The 15,055-nt window shown below is 71.3% G+C and carries 11 protein-coding genes and 1 pseudogene; 5 read left to right on the top strand and 7 right to left on the bottom strand.

Features of this window, described 5'->3' with window-relative positions:
* Positions 1–22: 22 nt before the first annotated feature.
* Positions 23–724 (bottom strand): annotated as a pseudogene (locus tag ACVDFE_RS19760) (PP2C family protein-serine/threonine phosphatase); the annotation flags it as partial.
* A gap of 800 nt (positions 725–1,524) precedes the next feature.
* On the opposite strand from ACVDFE_RS19760, the gene ACVDFE_RS19755 reads away from it, so the two are divergent.
* Positions 1,525–5,673 carry a hybrid sensor histidine kinase/response regulator gene (locus ACVDFE_RS19755; protein WP_360396415.1) on the top strand — a complete coding sequence of 1,383 codons (4,149 nt, stop codon included), beginning with the start codon at positions 1,525–1,527 and terminating at the stop codon, positions 5,671–5,673.
* An 86-nt stretch (positions 5,674–5,759) separates the two neighbouring features.
* On the opposite strand, the gene ACVDFE_RS19750 is transcribed toward ACVDFE_RS19755, so the two are convergent.
* Positions 5,760–6,128, bottom strand: coding sequence for an STAS domain-containing protein (locus ACVDFE_RS19750; RefSeq protein ID WP_360396413.1), 369 nt, complete (start codon positions 6,126–6,128; stop codon positions 5,760–5,762).
* A gap of 95 nt (positions 6,129–6,223) precedes the next feature.
* On the opposite strand from ACVDFE_RS19750, the gene ACVDFE_RS19745 reads away from it, so the two are divergent.
* The 3 genes from ACVDFE_RS19745 (at position 6,224) to ACVDFE_RS19735 (ending at position 7,284) form a co-directional block, all read left to right on the top strand.
* Positions 6,224–6,619 carry an ATP-binding protein gene (locus tag ACVDFE_RS19745; protein ID WP_360396411.1) on the top strand — a complete coding sequence of 132 codons (396 nt, stop codon included), beginning with the start codon at positions 6,224–6,226 and terminating at the stop codon, positions 6,617–6,619.
* A 20-nt stretch (positions 6,620–6,639) separates the two neighbouring features.
* The gene (locus ACVDFE_RS19740) at positions 6,640–6,852 is read left to right on the top strand and encodes a DUF6480 family protein (protein ID WP_360396410.1); all 213 of its coding nucleotides are present in this window, start codon (positions 6,640–6,642) and stop codon (positions 6,850–6,852) included.
* Between the two features lie 78 nt (positions 6,853–6,930).
* On the top strand, positions 6,931–7,284 hold the full coding sequence (locus tag ACVDFE_RS19735; RefSeq protein ID WP_360396408.1) for an STAS domain-containing protein: 354 nt from the start codon (positions 6,931–6,933) through the stop codon (positions 7,282–7,284).
* Positions 7,285–7,291: 7 nt separating this feature from the next.
* Here the strand turns inward: ACVDFE_RS19735 and ACVDFE_RS19730 are convergent, their stop codons facing one another.
* The gene (locus ACVDFE_RS19730; protein ID WP_360396406.1) at positions 7,292–8,176 is read right to left on the bottom strand and encodes a Ppx/GppA phosphatase family protein; all 885 of its coding nucleotides are present in this window, start codon (positions 8,174–8,176) and stop codon (positions 7,292–7,294) included.
* Positions 8,177–8,291: 115 nt separating this feature from the next.
* Between ACVDFE_RS19730 and ACVDFE_RS19725 the strand changes: the two genes are divergently transcribed.
* Positions 8,292–9,269: a hypothetical protein gene (locus tag ACVDFE_RS19725; RefSeq protein WP_458431353.1), complete on the top strand. Its 978-nt coding sequence runs from the start codon at positions 8,292–8,294 to the stop codon at positions 9,267–9,269.
* Here ACVDFE_RS19725 and ACVDFE_RS19720 read toward each other — a convergent pair.
* Genes ACVDFE_RS19720 through ACVDFE_RS19705 form a run of 4 tightly spaced genes read right to left on the bottom strand, consistent with a single transcriptional unit; the run spans position 9,248 to position 14,985 of the window.
* Positions 9,248–10,432 carry an MFS transporter gene (locus ACVDFE_RS19720; protein WP_458431352.1) on the bottom strand — a complete coding sequence of 395 codons (1,185 nt, stop codon included), beginning with the start codon at positions 10,430–10,432 and terminating at the stop codon, positions 9,248–9,250. The two genes, ACVDFE_RS19725 and ACVDFE_RS19720, sit on opposite strands and share 22 nt — an antisense overlap.
* Positions 10,432–12,084, bottom strand: coding sequence for a DUF4910 domain-containing protein (locus tag ACVDFE_RS19715; protein ID WP_458431351.1), 1,653 nt, complete (start codon positions 12,082–12,084; stop codon positions 10,432–10,434). The genes ACVDFE_RS19720 and ACVDFE_RS19715 overlap by 1 nt, the downstream gene beginning before the upstream one ends.
* Positions 12,081–13,793: an aminotransferase class I/II-fold pyridoxal phosphate-dependent enzyme gene (locus tag ACVDFE_RS19710; RefSeq protein WP_458431349.1), complete on the bottom strand. Its 1,713-nt coding sequence runs from the start codon at positions 13,791–13,793 to the stop codon at positions 12,081–12,083. Before ACVDFE_RS19710 ends, ACVDFE_RS19715 begins: the two co-directional genes overlap by 4 nt.
* The gene (locus ACVDFE_RS19705; RefSeq protein WP_360396398.1) at positions 13,786–14,985 is read right to left on the bottom strand and encodes a tRNA lysidine(34) synthetase; all 1,200 of its coding nucleotides are present in this window, start codon (positions 14,983–14,985) and stop codon (positions 13,786–13,788) included. The genes ACVDFE_RS19710 and ACVDFE_RS19705 overlap by 8 nt, the downstream gene beginning before the upstream one ends.
* Positions 14,986–15,055 lie beyond the last annotated feature (70 nt).

The raw sequence follows: 15,055 nt of genomic DNA, 5'->3' as shown, positions 1-15,055 counted from the left end.
CGCACACGGCCTGGACCGCGAGCAGGGCGAGGTCGTCGTGGTCGCCGCTGCCGAGCCACCGCAGCACCGCCTCCTGGCAGTGCCGCGCGATCTCCTCCGCCGGCAGCCCCTTGCACTCCTCGAGCACCGCGCGGAGCCGCTGCTCGCCGAACAGCTCGTTGCGGTCGGTGTGCGCGCGGGCCTCGGTGAACCCGTCGCTGTAGAGCAGCAGCGTGTCGCCGGGTGCCAGGGTCACCTGCTCGCCGGTGAACCGGACGTCGGCCAGGATGCCGACGATCGCACCGGGGGCGCTGATCTCCTGCACCGTGCCGTCCGCGCGCAGCACCAGCGGCGACGGGTGGCCCCCGGACGCGAGCGACAGCCGCACTCCCCCGGACGCGAGCGGCACCAGCTCGCCGACGACGATCGTGGTGAAGAGCTTGGAGCCGGTGGCGCGCAACGAGGTGTTCAGCAGGTGCAGCAGCCGCACCGGGTTCGTCTCGACCAGCGACAGCGCCTGCAGCGACTGCCGCACCCGTCCGCTGTGGACCGCGGCCTCCAGCCCGTGGCCGCAGACGTCGCCCAGCGCGAACGTCGCCGAGCCGTCGGTGCGCGGGTGCACGTCGTAGAAGTCGCCGCCGACCTCCGCCCGCTGGTGGGCGGGCAGGTACACCGACGCGAGCGAGGCACCACGCAGCTCGGGCAGCGGCAGCGGCAGCAGCGCCGAGCGCAGCACCTCGATCATCCGCCGCTGCTCGGTCAGCTTCGACGACGACTCCAGCGCCGCCGCCGCGTGCTTGCCGAACAACCGCACGCGCTCGACGTCGTTCGGCGGGAATTCACCCCGTCGGACGACGACCAGCGCTCCCCCGACGCCCAGCGGCACGGCCAGCGCGGTGCCGAAGTCCTCCGGCACGCCCCAGCTGCCGTCACCCAGGGAGGTGATCCTCGTCAGCGTCGAGGTGCCGGTCAGGACCTCCGCCAGCACCGTCGCCCGGCGCGGCGTGCGGGTGACCGTGGGTTCGCCGCCACCGCACCGCCACCACTCCAGCCGGTCGCGCGTCGCGGGCACGACGGCCACGCAGTGCTCGCCCAGCAGCTCGGCCGCGAGCTGCACGATGGTCTTGAGCGTCGTCTCGCGCGACGTGCCGCCCGCGAGCCGCAGGTGGGCGTGGTCGAGCGCGGAGTCCGTGAAGTACCAGGCACTCCAGCCGTCACCGAGGTCCAGCTGCCGGCCGGCGACGTGCACGTCGAGGTGCTCGCCGGGGGACAGCCGGGGGAACCGCTCGGCGGCCGCGGCGTTGCGCACCCGCACGGCACCGGCGGGGTCGACGACGAGGACCGCCTCGCGCAGCCCGTCCACCAGGCGCTGCCAGCCGTCCAGGTCGATGCCCACGGTGCTGCTCATCCGCTCTGGTCCTGCGCGGACGGCCGGGTCATCACGGCCTCCTGCGGGTCGTTGGCGTGCATCGCGGCATCAAGTTACCTCGCTCCCAACCTAACGTGGCAGGCTTGGCTGCGACCACCGAGGCACGGAGGCTTGGAGTGACCACGGCCAACGAAGAGACGGACGCGACCCTCGACCGGGTGCTCTCCGCCATGAGAGACCTGCGGGACGGCAACTTCCGCCGCAGGCTCGTGGTGCCGGGGAACGGGCCCGTGTCGGCTCTCGCGGACGTGTTCAACGAGATCGCGGAGCGCAACCAGTGGCTGGCCGGCGAGCTGGGCCGGGTCCGGCAGGCGGTCGGCCAGGAGGGCAGGCTCACCGAACGGGTGGCGCCCGCGGGCACCGCCGGTGGCTGGTCGCTGATCGCCGACTCGGTGAACGGCCTGGTCGAGGACCTGATGCGGCCGACGACCGAGCTGAGCCGCGTGCTCGCCGCCGTGGCCGAGGGCGACCTGACCAAGCGCATGTCCGACCAGACGCTGCGCGGTGAGTTCGCCACGCTCGGCTCGACGGTCAACGGCCTGGTCGACCAGCTGTCCTCGTTCGCCGACGAGGTCACCCGCGTCGCCCGCGAGGTCGGCACCGACGGCCGCCTGGGCGGTCAGGCGCGGGTTCCCGGCGTCGCCGGGACGTGGCGCGACCTGACCGACAACGTGAACTCGATGGCGAACAACCTGACCAAGCAGGTCCGCAACATCGCCCAGGTGGCGACGGCGGTGGCCAACGGCGACCTGACCCAGAAGATCACGGTCGACGTCTCCGGCGAGATGCTGGAGCTGAAGAACACGCTGAACACGATGGTCGACCAGCTGTCCTCGTTCGCCGACGAGGTCACCCGCGTCGCCCGCGAGGTCGGCACGGACGGCAAGCTCGGCGGTCAGGCGAAGGTGCCGGGCGTGGCGGGCACCTGGCGCGACCTGACCGACAACGTGAACCTCATGGCGGAGAACCTGACGACCCAGGTCCGCAACATCGCCCAGGTCACCACCGCCGTGGCGCAGGGCGACCTGACCCAGAAGATCACCGTCGACGCGCGCGGCGAGATCCTGGAGCTCAAGTCGACGATCAACACGATGGTCGACCAGCTGTCCTCGTTCGCCGACGAGGTCACCCGCGTGGCCCGCGAGGTCGGTTCGGACGGCCGGCTGGGCGGTCAGGCCCAGGTCCCCGGTGTCGCAGGCACCTGGCGCGACCTGACCGAGTCGGTGAACGTCATGGCGAACAACCTGACGACCCAGGTCCGCAACATCGCCTCGGTGACCACCGCCATCGCGCGCGGCGACCTGACGCAGAAGATCACGATCGACGCGCGCGGCGAGATCCTCGAACTGAAGACCACGATCAACACGATGGTCGGCCAGCTCTCCTCGTTCGCCGAGGAGGTCACCCGCGTCGCCCGCGAGGTCGGCACCGACGGCCGCCTGGGCGGCCAGGCGCAGGTGCCCGGCGTGGCGGGCACGTGGCGCGACCTGACCGACAACGTCAACTTCATGGCGAACAACCTGACCAACCAGGTCCGCAACATCGCGCACGTCGCGACGGCCGTGGCGAACGGCGACCTGTCGCAGAAGATCACGGTCGACGCGCGCGGCGAGATCCTGGAGCTGAAGTCGACGTTGAACACGATGGTCGACCAGCTGTCCTCGTTCGCCGAGGAGGTCACCCGCGTCGCCCGCGAGGTCGGCACAGACGGCCGCCTGGGCGGCCAGGCGCGCGTGCAGGGCGTCGCCGGCACGTGGAAGGACCTGACCGAGAACGTCAACCTGATGGCGGACAACCTCACCGACCAGGTCCGCAACATCGCCGCCGTCGCCACCGCGGTCGCGAACGGCGACCTGTCGAAGAAGATCACCGTCGAGGCGAAGGGCGAGGTCGCGACCCTCGCCGACACGCTGAACGGCATGGTCGACACGCTGCGCGCGTTCGGCGACGAGGTCACCCGCGTGGCCCGCGAGGTCGGCACCGAGGGCATCCTCGGCGGTCAGGCGCGCGTGTCGGGCGTGGCGGGCACGTGGAAGGACCTCACCGACTCGGTGAACTTCATGGCGGACAACCTGACCAACCAGGTCCGCAACATCGCCCAGGTCACCACCGCCGTGGCGCAGGGCGACCTGACGAAGAAGATCGACGTCTCGGCGCGCGGCGAGATCCTGGAGCTGAAGACCACGATCAACACGATGGTCGACCAGTTGTCGTCGTTCGCCGACGAGGTCACCCGCGTCGCCCGGGAGGTCGGCACCGAGGGCAAGCTGGGCGGTCAGGCCGAGGTCGACGGCGTGGCCGGCACGTGGTCGAAGCTGACCGACAACGTGAACCAGCTGGCCTCGAACCTCACGACCCAGGTCCGCGCGATCGCCGCCGTCGCCACCGCCGTGACCGCGGGCGACCTGACCAGGCAGATCACCGTGGACGCGTCCGGCGAGCTGGCCGAGCTCAAGGACAACGTCAACCAGATGATCGCGAACCTGAAGGAGACCACCCGCGCGAACCGCGAGCAGTACTGGCTGAAGACCAACCTGGCCAGGCTGTCCGGCCTGATGCAGGGCCACCGCGACCTGCGCGCGCTGGCGTCGTTGATCATGAGCGAGCTGACGCCGCTGGTCAGCGCCCACCAGGGCGCGTTCTACCAGCTCCAGGAGGACGACGACAGCAAGCAGACGCTGGAGCTGACCGCCTCCTACGGCTTCCGCCTCGACGCCGCCCGCGCGACCCGCGTGGAGATGGGCGAGTCGCTCGTCGGCCAGTCCGCGTTCGAGAAGAAGACGATCCTGGTCACCAAGGTCCCCGCCGGCTACCTGACGGTGTCCTCCGCGCTGGGCTCGTCGGCACCGGTGAACCTGGTCATCCTGCCGGTGCTGTTCCAGGGCGAGACCCTGGGCGTGATCGAGCTGGCCTCGCTGAACGAGTTCTCCGACGTCCACCTGGACCTGCTGGACCAGCTGAAGGAGAACATCGGCGTCAACGTGAACACGATGCTCGCCAACTCCCGCACCGACGCCCTGCTCGTCGAGTCGCAGCGCCTGACCACCGAGCTGCGCGCCGGTTCCGAGGAGCTGGAGGACCGCGCCCGCCAGCTCCAGACGGCCTCGAAGTACAAGTCCGAGTTCATGGCGAACATGTCGCACGAGCTGCGCACGCCGCTGAACTCGCTGCTGATCCTCGCCAAGCTGCTGGCCGACAACCTCGACGGCAACCTGAACCCGAAGCAGGTCGAGTTCGCCCGCACGATCCACTCGTCGGGCTCGGACCTGCTGCAGCTCATCAACGACATCCTCGACCTGACCAAGGTCGAGGCCGGCCACATGACGCTGCACGAGGACCGGGTGCGCCTCGACGAGCTGGTCCGCTACGTCGAGACGCTCTGCCTGCCGCTGACCGCCGAGAAGCACCTGGAGTTCTCGGTCCGCGTCGACCCGGACGTGCCGGAGACCCTGCGCACCGACGAGCACCGCCTCCAGCAGATCCTGCGGAACCTCCTGTCGAACGCGGTGAAGTTCACCCACGACGGTGGCATCCGCCTGCACGTGCGCATGGACGACCCCTCGACCGTGGCGTTCGACGTGCACGACACGGGCATCGGCATCCCCGCGGAGAAGCTGGCCGTCATCTTCGAGGCGTTCCAGCAGGCCGACGGCACCACGTCCCGCAAGTACGGCGGCACCGGCCTGGGCCTGTCCATCAGCCGCGAGCTGTCCCAGCTCCTCAACGGTGCCCTGCGCGTGCGCTCGGAGCCGGGCATCGGCTCGACGTTCACCCTCTGCCTGCCGCTGGGCAAGGTCGTGTCGGACGCGGTCGTCCTGCCCGAACCCGCGCCGATCGTGGCGCCGGCCGCGCCGCTGGCCCCGTCCGACTCGATGCGCTTCCACGGCGAGAAGGTCCTGGTCGTGGACGACGACCTGCGCAACGTCTTCGCCCTGACGTCCGTGCTGGAGCTGCACGGCCTGGAAGCGATCTTCGCCGACAACGGCATCACCGGCGTGCGCGCGCTGGAGCAGTACGACGACGTGGCGATCGTCCTGATGGACATCATGATGCCCGAGCTGGACGGCAACGCCACAATTTCCGCCATCCGGGCGATGGAGCGCTACGCGGACCTGCCTGTGATCGCTGTCACGGCGAAGGCGATGAAGGGCGACCGGGAGAAGTCGCTGGCCTCCGGTGCCACCGACTACGTGACGAAGCCGGTGGACACCGAGCACCTGATCCGGTTGATCGCGTACTACCTGGGGGTGTCCGGGGAGGTGTGAGCGCGGAGCCCGGCCGGGGTGGTCTCACCCGTGACAGCACCCCGGGTGGGCTCGCGTTCAGCCCACCCGCGCTGGAGCGGACGCCGCTAGAGGGCGCTCTCCACGGACTCCTGCACCGCCGCGTCCACGCTCTCGTGCAGGCTCAGCACCCCGGCGACGTCGGCCAGCGTGAACAACCGCAGCACGGGCGCCTGAACAGCGGCGATCCGCAGCTGACCGCCGGACTCGGCGAGCCGCCGGTGCCAGTCGAGCACGAGCGCGAGCCCGGTCGAGTCCATGAACTGCAGCAGCTCCAGGTCGAGCACCGCGTGCTTCCCGGTCACGTCCGCGTCCATCCGCGCGGACAGCACGGGGACGGTGTCGATGTCCAGCTCACCGGCGACGGCGAGCACCCGCCACCCCCGCTGGACCTCGCTGCCGACGTTGAGCTCCATCGTCGCCGTTCCTTCCGCCACGCCCGACTCGTGCGACCCAAATCGTGCAGCACGACGTCCACCCGTGCGACCACCGGGGGGCTGAAAGATCCGGACGACCCACCGGATGTGCGACGATGCGCCCTGTGTTGAACGACCCACTGGCAGAGGTGCGGGTGACCCTGACCGCCGAGGGCGGGTCGTGTGCGCGCGCACGTCAGGTCGTACGGGAGGCCGCGACCTCCTGGGGACTGTCGGAGGACCTGTCCGACGACGCGCAGCTGATCGTCACGGAACTGGTGTCGAACGGCATCGACCACGGCAAGGGACCGATCACGCTGACGGTGACGCGGCGTGCGGCGGGGATGCTGGTCGAGGTGCACGACCTGTCGGAGCGGCTGCCGCAGATGCGTCCGGTGGACCCGACCAGTGCGCGCGGGCGCGGCATGCAGCTCGTGCAGGCGTTGAGCGTGCGCTGGGGGACGACACCCGATGGTGGCGGCAAAGTCGTCTGGGCGGAGTTGGAAGACTGAAAACGGGTACCTGTGCCCCTATGACCGCTGACCCAGAACGCACACCTGGACTCGAACCCGGCGGAGGGGTGCAACCGGGTGACACACCCCCGGAGGCCGGGCAGACCTCGGGGCTGTCCCACCAGGAGGCGACGCCGCCGCGCAACCTCGGGCGGATCGCCGTGATCGTCATCATCGCCTTCGCGGTGCTGGTGGCCGCGATGCTGCTGGTCAGGGCCTTCCTGCTCACCTGAGCGGCGCGGTGGGGGACCCCGTCCGGGTTGTGGGTGTCGTGGGAGGGCGCGTACGGTCGGTGCGGACGGGAGTCCCCTATGAACCAACTTCAACAGCGAACGACCTATGTCCAGTCCATCCCGGTCGTCTCTCTCACCGGCGAGATAGACATGATGTCGTCAGCGCCGGTGACCAGCAGGATCGCCGCTCTGCTCGACCGCAGGCCGCCCGCGCTGGTCATCGATCTGCGCGAGGTCCGCTTCTTCGGCTCCGAAGGCATCCGCACGCTCGTGGAGACCCAGAACACGGCCGACGAGTTCGGCATCCGGTTCGGAGTCGTGAGCAACAGCAGGGCTGTGCTGCAGCCCCTCGAAGTGACCGCGGTCGACCAGTTGCTGCTCATCTTCGGCAGCGTCGACAACGCCGTGACCGCTCTGGTCAACACCCGCTGAGGGCGGGTCAGGCGGCCGGTGTGACGCGGCGCGACCGTTCGACCAGGTCCAGCAGCAGACCCTCCTTGGTGGACCACGGCGAGATGTCCACGACGTCATGTCCGGTGGCGCGCATCAACGCCTCGGCCACCACCGCCCCCGCGAGCGACTGCCGCGCGCGGTGCCGGGAGATCCCCGGCAGCGCGGCACGTTCCCGCACGGAGAGCTTGGCCAGCCGGGGGATCCACTTCTCCAGGTCCTTGGCCCGCAGCTGCCGCGTCGCGGAGGACGCCGACCGCCGGTCGCCCGCGAGCCGGGCGAGCTGCTGGAACACCTTGGAACACCCGATCGCGCGAGCGCCGTCGTAGCGCGGGAACACCGCCTCGATGCGCTCGCGCACCTCTTCCCGCATGTCCTCCACCGCGAGGCCGGAGCGGGTCAAAGTCCTTGCCCCCAAAGGCAAGGAGATCGCGAACTCGGGTTCGGCGCCGTCACCGGCGGCGAGCTCGACCGTGCCGCCGCCGACGTCGAGCACGACGAGCGGGCCGGCGCCCCAGCCGAACCAGTGCCGCGAGGCCGCGTACGACAGCCGGGCTTCTTCCTTGCCCGACAACACCTTCAGCTCCACGCCGGTGCGGCGCGACACCTTGCGCATCACCTCGCCGGCGTTCGCGGAGTCGCGCACGCACGAGGTGGCGAACGGCAGGAACGGCGTGTCCCCCGCGGCCTTGCGGGCGGCCTGCACGGCCTCGCACAGCGAGTCGATCCCGGCCGGGCTGATGGCGCCCTCCGCGCTCAGCTCGCGGTCGAGCCGCAGCCGGACCTTGTGGGACACCAGCGGACGCGTCAGGTCACGTTCCACGACCACCAGGTGTGCGCTGAAGCACCCGACGTCCAGAACCCCGACCGCCATCCGCCCGCCTTCCCTCACCCGTAAAGGACCTCTTTACCGCATCCGGCTCGAATACCCGAACTTTTAGCGCCCAACCGCGCAAAAGTCACCCGATGACGTGCGTTACAGTGCTGCGATGTCATTGGCAGAGGTGCCTTCCCGGCTCGACGACGCGGTGCGCAGCGCGAACAGGGGCGTCATCGTCCTCGCCGTGGACGGGCTCTCATCGGACGTGGCCGAACAGACGTGGCTCGAAGCCGAGATCACCACGCTCACCTCCACGCTGCCGTCGACGTCGGCGACGGCCTGGCTGACGGCGCTGACCGGTGCCCCCGCCGACGTCCACCGCGTTCCGGGAACGGTGTACCGCAACGGTTCCGGCCTGGTGCACGCCATCACCGGCGCACCGTCGATCCCGTCGCTGCCGACCGTGCTGGAACGCCACGGCGCCGCGGTCCTGGCGCGGGAGATCGACCTGCTGACCGGCACCTGGGCGCGGGCGCTGCTGCGGGGGTGCACCCGGATACCCGCGCCCGCACAGCACAAGCTCACCGCGCAGGCGGAGGACCCACCGCTGCTCGTCGCGAACGTCGTGGCGGACCTGGACAAGGTCTCGGCCGACCACGGCTTCCTGTGGACCTACGTCAACATCGACGACCACGTGCACCGCAACGGGTACGACGAGTCGGTGCACGAGGCGATGCTGCGTCTGGACGCACACGCTTCCCGTTGGGCCGCAGCGGGTTGGACCGTCGTCGCGCATTCGGACCACGGCCAGGTCCCGGTCGCGGCCGACCCCGATCTCGTCGAGGCGTGGGACGCGATCGTCCGCGAGGAGTGCGCGATCCCGTCCGGCGGGGCGGGCCGGATGCGCTGGCTGTACCCGAGGCCGGACCGGCTGGAGGCCGTTTTCGACCGCGTGGCAACGACCCTGGGGGACGCGGCGACCGTGCACCACGCGTCCGACCTCGGCCTGCCGCAGCCGGAGGCGGGCCCGGTGGTGGCCGTGGCGGCGTCGCCGGCGTTCCCGGTACCCGACCCGTCCGCGCGCTTCGAGCACGGCGGTGTGAGCCGCGACGAGGTCGAGGTGCCCTACGCCGTCTGGCGCACCTGATCGCGGATGCGCAGCACCACGAGCCCGACGACGACGAACACCGCCGCCTGCACGACGTAGATCGCGAAGTACCCGACCGCGCTGATGACCACGGTGGCGACGCCGATCGCCACCGTGTACGGCAGGTCCACCATCGCCTCGGACGCCGCGATGGCCCGTCCCTGCACCTCGTTCGGGGTCCTGCGCTGCACCAGGGTCATCGCGGCGACGAGGATCATCGGCAGTCCCAGCCCGATCAGCACCGCGCCCGCGCACACGCCGGTCAGGGTCGTGGTGGCCGCGAGCCCCAGACCCAGGCCGTTCAGCAGGAACCCGGTCGCCGCGGTCACGAACTCCCCGCGCCGCCGCATCAACCGGCCGACCGCCACCGCGCCGAGCACCGCCCCCGCGCCCTGCACGGACCCGAGCACCCCGAGGAACTCCGGTGGCCGGCCGAGGCCCGCGGTCACGAGGTCGAACACCGCGACGTTGAGCATCCCGGCGCCGGTGAACGCCACCGCGCCCGCGATCACCATCTGCCGCAACGCCGGGGTGGCCCAGATGTGCCGCACCCCGGCGAGCAGGGCGGGCACGATCGGTTCCCGCTCCGGTGTCCTGGTCAGGTCGGGAACACCGCGCAACAGCAGCAGCGACACGATCGACGCCAGGTACGTCACGGCGTCCAGGGCGGCCACCGCCGACCCGCCGAACGCCGCGAACACCGCCGCACCGGCCAGCGGTCCCACGATCCGCAGCCCCTGGTTCAGCGCGCCGAACACCGAGTTGACGTCGCCGAGCTCGTCCTCGGTGACCATCGAGTGCACGAGCCCGCCGCGGGCCGCCCGGTAGACCTGGGCCGACACCCCGTACCCGAGGGTGACCACGTAGATGAGCCACACCGACGGCCAGAACACCAGCAGACCCACCAGCACGCAGGCGCCGAGGTCCGCCCAGATCAGCACCGTCCTGCGCGGGAACCGGTCCACCAGCAGCCCGATGAACGGCGCGCACAGCGTCGGCACGGCGATCAGGAAGAAGATCACCCCGGCCGCGCCGCTGGACCCGGTCAGCTCCAGCACCCAGATGCCCAGCGCGATCACGAGGGCGGTGTTGCCGAACATGTTCAGCACCTGCCCGACGAACAGCACCCGCAGCCGCCGGTCCCTCAGCACCTTGCGCCACATCACGACTCCCCCGCCCATCCCGCGGCACACAGCACGTCGAGGAACCGCTGCGCGAACGCGACCGGAACCGTCAGCTCCGAGGCCAGCGCCGCCCACCACCCCACCGAGTACCGCGACCGCCGCCCGTCGATCCCCCGCGCCAGCGCCGACATCCGCGCGTAGGCACCGCCGCGGTCCTCGGCGATGCGCGCGTCCAGCCAGGCACGGTCCTGCTGAGAACAGTCCTCCGCCAGCGCGCGGAGGTTGAACGGCCCGTCCCAGAACGCCACCACGCCACCGCTGCGCGGCTCGCCGGAGGTCGGTGGCTGCCGCAGCGACGCCACGGTCGCCTGGGCCACGGCCCTGCGGTGCGCGAGCCGGCGTGCGGCCGCCGTCGTCGCCCACGGGTCGTAGACGGGTTCGTCCCACTCCAGCTGCCGCCGCGGTGCCGCACCGGCCAGCCCGCCCGCCACGTAGGCCGCCGCCCACGCGGAGGTCGCGTCCGCGACGTCGGCCTTGAGCGAGCCATCATCAACCCGAATGGCACCGATCACCGCGGCCGCGAGCGCGGTGGTCCGGCGCAGCTCGTCGGCCGACACCTTGTCGAACGTGTCGGACGCGGTGTGGTTGAACCGGTCCGGCCAGTGGTTGAGGCCGACGTTCGGGCACGGCACCAGCGCGTGGTCCGAGGCACCGACGTGCGGCACCGACCGCCACGACCACACGTCGCACGGCACGGCCCCGCTGTAGGACCGCGTTCCCGGCATCAGCGCGGCCACCCGTTCGGCCAGCGCCGTGACGTACGAGGGTTTCTCGTCCGGTGACCGTTCGATCACCAGCGGCCCGCCGCACAGCGCCTGGTCCTCCCCGGCCATGTCGACGTTGACCGCGACCGCCGGCACCGGCGCGTCCTGCAGGTAGGCGGCCGTGCCCACGAACTCCGGTCCCCACACGAACCGCACCGGCGCACCGGCCGTCTCGCGCAGCAGCGACGCGACCGCCATCAACGCCGCCACACCGGAGGCGTTGTCGTTGGCGCTGGGCCGCGGGTGGCACAGGTGGGCGGTGAGCAGCAGCTCCGGTCCCGTTCCCGGGAGGAGCCCGGACACCACCGGCATCTGCACCGGCTCGCCCAGCTCGACCGAGACCCGCGCGTGCCCTGCCTGCCGCAGGACCGCGAGCTGCTCCTCGTCGACGCAGAACGCGACCAGCGGGCTGTGCGGGGGCAGCTCGACCCGCCCGGCGCGCGTGACGAAGCCGAAGACCCCGCGGCGGGCCAGCTCGTGCGGTGAGAGCTCCGGTGCCAGCACCAGCGCCCCCGGCCGGGTCTCCGCGCTCACCGGCACCGTGCGGCCCGCGCAGGCGGCCGAGAACGCCCCGAGCGCGTACGGCTGGTCCGGGTACGACACGAGCGCGGTGCCGCCGACCTCCAGGGTCGCCGACACCGGGGTCCACGCCGGCGGCCCGCGGAAGGTCCACCACCGGCTCTCCGGCCGGTGCTGGCGCACCTCGACGTCGCGCAGCGGCACCCGGTCCGCCACGTACTCCGCCGCCGCCTGCAGCCCGGCCGACACCTGGTACCGGTCGAACTCGCACAGCGCCTTCACGTCGGCCATCGCCGCCTCGGCGTCGAAGCCGCGGTGCAGCGCGTCCACCAGCTCCTGCAACCTCACCCGAACACCGCCTCGCGCCGCTGCTGCGACAACGGCACCGACAGCCTGATGCCGTCCGGCAGCACCTTGCCCTGCAGACCGCGTTCCTTGAGCCAGACCTCGGCCGACAACGGCACGCGCACCCACGGCACCCGCGGGTCGCCGGGTGCCACGTCGGGCAGGAGGTCCACGAACGACGGCTTCACCGCCCTGATCCGGTCCCGCAGCGGCCGCAGCACGTCCCCCTGTTCCAGCAGGGCGAGCGCCAGGTCCAGCGACAGCGCCGACACGGCCAGCGGTGCGGCGACCTCCCGCACCCTGGACGCGATGTCCCTGGACGCCAGCGCGAACCCGACCCGCAGCCCGCCGCAGCAGTAGCCCTTCGACATGCTCCTGATGACGACGAGCCCGCGGCGGTGCGGCAGCAACCGCACCGCGCTGTCGTGCGGTTCCAGGTACGCGGCACACGTCTCGTCGACGATGAGGACGTCGGCCTCGATCTCACCGATCTCGTCGAGCCCCATGACCTCACCGGAGACGCCGGGCCGGTCCACCACGACCACGGCGGAGCCCTCCGGCGCCCCGATCGCGGCAGCGGCGAGCGCGAACTCGGGGTGCCCGGCGCAGGTGAAGCCGTCGACCGCCAGCGCGGCCAGCGACCGCAGCAACCCCGTCGCACCCGCACCGCAGGTGACCTGCTCCGGTTCCAGGAACATCCCGAAGTACCGCTGCAGCACCGGTGCCGCCTTCGCACCGTACGGGTCGGCCACGTCGTAGCGGCGCGCCCGTTCCGCCACACCGCCCAGCGCCGCCCACGCCCGGTCGATGGCGGGTTGGACGAACTCCACCTCGTCCGGTGCCCACCGCAGGTCGACCCCCTCCGCCGCCCCGCGGTGCCCCTCCAGCGCCGACACCCGAGCGGTGGCGACGAACTGGACGTACCGCGTGTCCGCGGTGACCGGGGCACCCCTGGTGAAGTCCGCGTCCACGTGCTCGACGACGAACCCGGCCCGGTCGAGCAGCGAGGCGACCTCCGGCGGGTGGTACAGCCGCACGTCGTCGTGCAGCACGCACGACGACCCGTCGGGCCGTTCGACGCGCACCTCTCCCCCGCTGCGCCCGGTGAGCGGGTCGAAGCGGCGGTGGAACGTGAACGTGTGGCCGTCGACCTCCGCCACCGCGTGGTCCCGGTAGCCGCGCAGGATCGCCGTGGCGTTGGAGTGGTCGAGCACCAGCACCCCGCCGGGCCTCAGCACCGACCGCACCCGCCGCAGCAACCGCACCTGGTCCGCGTCACCGCCCCACCCGAACGCCTGCACGCACACGACGGCGTCGAACCCTGGATCGATCCCGCGTGGCGGGCCCCCAGGGGGTGCACTTGGTCCGTCGGAACCCGGCCCAGCGGAGTTCGGCCCAGCGGAACCCGGCCCCGAGGAACCCAGGCCGGCGAAGTCCGGCCAGGCCCTCGTCAGGTCGGCCGCCACGAAGACCCCCGGCCCGCGCCGGGCCTGGTCGACCGCCCACTCCGACACGTCGACCCCGACCACGTCGAACCCTGCGCGCGCCAGCCCGTGCGCGTGCCGACCCACCCCGCACCCGAGGTCGAGGACCCGCCCACCGGCCGGCAGCACCGACGTGAGGTAGGCGACCTCGGCGGCGGTGCGGGCCGGCGAGTACTCGGCGGCGGCGAAGACCCAGTAGTCCCGCGTGAAGAACGGGTGCTCACGCAAAGTTGAGTTCCCGGCGCGCGAAGAAGTCGCAGACGTCGCACACGTCGGAGGCGTTCTGCATGCCCTCCTGCAGCAGGTAGACGCCGCCGCAGTAGCGGCACTTGGCCTCCACCATCGGGAACATGTACCGCTGCATGTTCTCGAACGCCGAGAACAGGTAGTAGTCCACGCCCGGCCACAGGTCGAACAGGTGGTCCGTCACCGCGTACGACATCGACCGCTCGTCCGGTCCCGTGGTGAAGCGGCCCGGTGTGCCCTGCCGGTTCAGCTCGGGCGCGACCAGCTCCAGGTACAGCGTCAGCTCCTTCTTCGTGATGCGGTACAACGGGAACACGTACCGCAGGCCGCCGATCTCGCGCGCCGGGATGCCGCCCATCCGGAAACCGGTCGTGTACCAGGTGACCATGGAGGCCACGAGGTCGTCGGCGTTGAAGCCGAACGCCACCGTCGAGGCGCCGCGGGCACGGGCGTCCTCCTCCAGCATCCGCCGCAGCACCTGGTGGCCGATCACCATCGTCAGGTGCGCGCCGTCGCCGGCGACGACCTCGTTCATGGCCTCCACGAACGGTTTGCGCAGCCGGAACACCCGCTCGACGTCCTCGGCGGTCACGATCACCTGGTCGATGCCGAGCCGTGCGCCGGACTCGCGGGCCGCAGCGAACGTCGCCGGTTCCTCCCAGTCCGGCAGGCCGGTGATCGTCACCGCGGTCATGTCGACCGCGGGCAGCCGGTCGCGGGTCCGCTCCAGCAGCGTCAGGTACGCCACGCTGTCCCGTCCGCCGGACAGGCCGATGACGACGCGTTCACCGGCGTTCAGCACGTAGCTCTGGACGAACGCCTCCTCGACGTACTGCACGAACGAGTCGGCGTCCAGCTGCTCGCACCGGTGTTCCAGCGAACCGTTGGTGTCGAACATGACCTTCTTGGTGTAGACCGGGTTCGGCGTGCCGTAGACGACGGTCTTGGGGCGGCGCGCCACGTCCAGGTCGTAGAAGCGGACCTGCCGCACCTGCACCACGTCGTCCGCGCCGATCACGACGGTGTCCTCGGCGACGATCTCGCCGTTGACCGACGTGAGCACCGCGTTGACCGGAATCCCGTGCCGGCGCAACACGTCCGGCAGCGGCTGGCCGGGGGAGGCAGCGAGCTCCTCGGTCGTGCCCAGCTTCGTCAGGAAGTACACCGATGCCATCTCGATCTCCTCGTTCGCCCTGGCACAGGTCGTAGAGTATGGGCGTGCCGAAACCACCTGCGTCAACGTC

Source organism: Lentzea chajnantorensis (assembly GCF_054300775.1).
The sequence above is the reverse complement of the archived record's forward strand: the minus strand, read 5'-3'. Positions and strand labels throughout refer to the sequence as shown.